This is a genomic window from Pseudidiomarina fusca, assembly GCF_032227045.1.
Taxonomy (GTDB): domain Bacteria; phylum Pseudomonadota; class Gammaproteobacteria; order Enterobacterales; family Alteromonadaceae; genus Pseudidiomarina; species Pseudidiomarina fusca.
The window spans coordinates 1-3,537 of sequence record NZ_JANFPJ010000066.1 but is presented as its reverse complement, the minus strand read 5'-3'; the positions used below and the strand labels follow the sequence as shown (position 1 = coordinate 3,537).

Sequence of the window (3,537 nt, the reverse complement as noted above, 5' to 3'; positions counted from 1 at the left end):
CAAAATTAATGGCCGAAAGTGGGTCAGTTTAGTTGGCCATTAACACATATTTGAGATGATTATAAAGAGGAGAAGGCGCTAATTCGTGTCAGCATATTCGTCTTACATACCATCAATGGTTGTTAGGCTGTCTTTCGCAAGATAAAATACTCTTTCTTCAAAGGAGGACGACCTCCCCCGCCTTGGGAATAAATGACTAGGACGACCTAGCACCTTTATATTTCGGAGGGGTCAATGCCTTGGATCTATCTTCTCATTGCCGGTGTACTTGAGATTGTGTGGGCTTACACAATGAAGCAGTCTCATGGTTTTAGTAGGCTCATGCCATCAGTCATTACGATTGTTGCAATGGTGGCCAGCTTCGGGCTGCTAGCCGTTGCCATGCGAACCATTCCGCTTGGAACGGCCTACACGATTTGGACAGGGATAGGGGCTGTAGGAGCTTTTCTTGTCGGTATTGCCTTTTTGGGCGAACCCGTCAACGCAACGAGAATCATTGCGGCAATCCTCATTGTTTCAGGGCTGATATTAATGAAGCTATCTAGCACCTGACAATTAACAGCAGGAAATGGTGGCGTTAAGGGAATGGAACAGGCCACTCCTCCTGCGCCTTTGATGACCCGGCGATGAAGGCAAATAGCCTAAGGACTTCTCACGCTGCGATGATTCATCAATGAGATTCAGTAATTTGCTATAACCCAAATGACTGTGTAAAATTTCATCGATATTTTAACAGGACGTTAGATACAAATCGGAGCATTGATGATGTTAACCAATGAACATAAGGAAGTGTGTAAACTGGCAACCTGTAAAGATGTAACCAAAGCAGCAGCTTCAGGTAACACCCAGTTTCAGTACTTTCTCAAACATGGCAAACTGCCAACCAATAAGGCGAGTATTAAGAAAGCGCTACGTTAATCGTGCGTTTTTTCACAAGTCCTTATTTTAGGCAACTCGACTCATGGGTCGAGTTGTTTAACACATCCATCTCGCACAAGACGCTGATACTCGGAAACGCTGGTCAAAAATTACTGAAGTTCATTACAGAACCAACTCAATACATGAAGAACACAACGATTACTGGCTACTTTATGCATATGACAATGTCGAGGAAAGCTATTTGCTGCTAACCGTAGTTGGCCCAGAAGCTCATAGCCACAAAAAGTGGCGGTCGTACCTAAACCACATCCACATCAACATCGTTGAACCATGGATAAACGGCAAACTAGATGGGGTTAAATGACGAGGACCACGTTCTCAGCGTTCTGAATGCTCATATGCAGCTCAATTGAATGACTGATAACCTTCTTGGGCAAGCAAGTCGTCATAGGGCATGCAATATCTCCGCAGTGATTGGCCTTGTTAACACTTAGCTCCGGCATCAAGATGTTCGCTCGCCTACATATGCGACGACCTTCCACTCTTCGTCTTCGTTTTTACGCGAATAAAGCTCTCGGTCAGTCCCCGCTGAATTGGGGATGCTAATACACTGCTCCGCATCATCGTCACTGCATATCACTGGTTGGTGCTGAGCTGAAGCCCCTGCATACTTGTCAGCCTTTTCGTTATTCCAGATTTCGTTTATTTCTTCTTGAGTGTGCTTCATCGTTGTATCCCCTTGAGTGCTAACGCCGCGCTCTGCGGCAAAATTGGAGCGCAGCGGAAATTTTGTCCGACAGCAGCGCTTTGTTAGATCCTTTTTTATCGGACTTGGGAACATTTTCTAAATTACAGTTATCTTCTCACATGCAGAATACAGTCGCTTTGCGTAAGCAAAACCCCTTAACTTCACCCAATTTTCCGTCACAAGAAAAATCCACACCCAAAGCATCGAAAGATGGATAGCTATAAGACCCAAGTAGGGAAATGAAATTTCCTGAATAACAAGCCTCGGTGACATACTCCCTAGAGTTGTTGCATCAGGGTAGATGACAACCAAGCTAACCAGTAGTGAAGATACAGTTATGAAAATGCCTAATGATTTAAATGCTCTAATGTTTCTAGCGAACCCATATGCAACATTTTCTTTGAAGATTAACGGGTATATAGTCGTATCCCGAGTATGCTCCCTGAGGTAGTTTGACGCAGACCTATATAGCTCATCGGCTCTTTCTGGGTTCGCTTGCTCATATTCGGGTGTCGTGGGGTCGAAGTTTGATATAAGTAACGCTAGCCGGTCCATGTAACGTGATTTAGTTACACTATCGATCGTATTGTCGGTGTGCCTTAACATAATGGTGGTGGGCGCGCCACCCCACTTTTTGAATAGCTTGTCCTGAAGAGCATTACCTTTTGCCGACATCTGATTGGCGGCAAAATATATCACCCCGAAAGCTACAAGGAATGTTACCGTAGATCCTGTCCAAGTTCGTGAAGGCTCAAAGAGGACAAGCAAAGAGATAAATATTGGAAAAACTAGAAACAACGCCGGTTTCACCCTGGCGTTGAAGCTATATTCATCGAAGTATTTTGAAAATTCACTCATTTGTATGGCAGCCCATTCTTATAGAGTGTATTCAGTTTCAACAGTAAGACTACCAAAGTAATTGGGGTAGCTTGTGCATCCTTCATCATTAAGGAAGTCTTTTGAGTAATCGCTTTCCGATGAATAGAAATGGACCTTATTACCGACACACTCCATCGTTATATGACCCGCTCTATTCTGGGTAAGTATTTCATATCCGGTATAGTAATTGAGATGACGGGACGGGGCCTCGCCAATAACGATAACCTGTGGATCAAGCTTTTCAAGCCAAGAATTAGGTATTTTCCCTGAATTCCTGCCGTGGTGTGCAGCAAAAACGACAGTCGTCTTTTCCAGTTCAATTTCATCTACAATATCTTCCATGAATTGGGTTTCAAGATCACCAAGCCACATGAAGCTCGCCCCTCCGGAAAAGCTATATCTAATTACTGCAGATGTGTTGTTATAGCTTTCGCCAGCATCACAAGCCCTCAAAGCTTCTTTGAAGTGTTCATTTTCAGTATCCGGCCATAATACATTGATACCAGCACTTCCTCTTTCATCATCACCGATGTTCATCCACTTTCTTGAGCATCCCTTATAGATGTAAAAAGCCTTATCGCCATCTCTTAAATCACAGTACCTCTTGAAAGACTCCGTGTCCTTGTCTTTTATAGCCTTATTCTTTACGACATAGAAATTGTAGATAGGCATTGAATCGTCAAGCCAGTGAATGCCTCCAAAGTGATCTTCATCTGGATGGGTACATATAAATCGTGTGATGCGCTTGTCTCTACTCTCGTCTTTAAGCTCTTGGATTATTTCATCCCGGTTTTCATCGGAAAGATCACAGTCGATGATGGTAAAGTTATCGCTTCCATGTCGAATGTAGAACATATCGCCTGCACCGACAGCGTAGCTTTTTATGATTGGCATGAAGAACTCCTTAATATTGTTGGCCTATCCGATAGGGTGTTGAATGGTCGCATTGATCTAACGCTTCACGTCACCTGCAACCAAAAGCAGAACGAGGAACGAGCGGCGCTTTTGGTTGTCCGAGTGTATGTGATTGT

5 protein-coding genes are annotated in these 3,537 nt (G+C 43.8%); 2 read left to right on the top strand and 3 right to left on the bottom strand.

From position 1 onward, the window contains the following. Nucleotides 1-234: 234 nt before the first annotated feature. Both NOG12_RS12985 and NOG12_RS12980 read left to right on the top strand, forming a co-directional pair. On the top strand, nucleotides 235-552 hold the full coding sequence (locus NOG12_RS12985) for a DMT family transporter (RefSeq protein ID WP_313933484.1): 318 nt from the start codon (nucleotides 235-237) through the stop codon (nucleotides 550-552). 210 nt (nucleotides 553-762) lie between these two features. Beyond that, nucleotides 763-918, top strand: coding sequence for a hypothetical protein (locus NOG12_RS12980; RefSeq protein ID WP_313933483.1), 156 nt, complete (start codon nucleotides 763-765; stop codon nucleotides 916-918). A 463-nt stretch (nucleotides 919-1,381) separates the two neighbouring features. Here NOG12_RS12980 and NOG12_RS12975 read toward each other — a convergent pair whose 3' ends face one another. The 3 genes from NOG12_RS12975 to NOG12_RS12965 all read right to left on the bottom strand — a co-directional run bounded on the left by NOG12_RS12975 (nucleotide 1,382) and on the right by NOG12_RS12965 (nucleotide 3,400). Further along, on the bottom strand, nucleotides 1,382-1,606 hold the full coding sequence (locus NOG12_RS12975) for a hypothetical protein (RefSeq protein WP_313933482.1): 225 nt from the start codon (nucleotides 1,604-1,606) through the stop codon (nucleotides 1,382-1,384). Between the two features lie 117 nt (nucleotides 1,607-1,723). Beyond that, nucleotides 1,724-2,485, bottom strand: coding sequence for a hypothetical protein (locus tag NOG12_RS12970; RefSeq protein ID WP_313933481.1), 762 nt, complete (start codon nucleotides 2,483-2,485; stop codon nucleotides 1,724-1,726). Between the two features lie 18 nt (nucleotides 2,486-2,503). Then, nucleotides 2,504-3,400 (bottom strand): ComEC/Rec2 family competence protein, encoded by an 897-nt coding sequence (locus NOG12_RS12965; protein ID WP_313933480.1) that lies wholly within the window; start codon nucleotides 3,398-3,400, stop codon nucleotides 2,504-2,506. Nucleotides 3,401-3,537: the final 137 nt, after the last annotated feature.

Bases quoted from the DNA above. Each gene is read 5' to 3' on its own strand.
- NOG12_RS12985 (WP_313933484.1), top strand. From the start codon at position 235: ATGCCTTGGATCTATCTTCTCATTGCCGGTGTACTTGAGATTGTGTGG.
- NOG12_RS12980 (WP_313933483.1), top strand. From the start codon at position 763: ATGATGTTAACCAATGAACATAAGGAAGTGTGTAAACTGGCAACCTGT.
- NOG12_RS12975 (WP_313933482.1), bottom strand. From the start codon at position 1,606: ATGAAGCACACTCAAGAAGAAATAAACGAAATCTGGAATAACGAAAAG.
- NOG12_RS12970 (WP_313933481.1), bottom strand. From the start codon at position 2,485: ATGAGTGAATTTTCAAAATACTTCGATGAATATAGCTTCAACGCCAGG.
- NOG12_RS12965 (WP_313933480.1), bottom strand. From the start codon at position 3,400: ATGCCAATCATAAAAAGCTACGCTGTCGGTGCAGGCGATATGTTCTAC.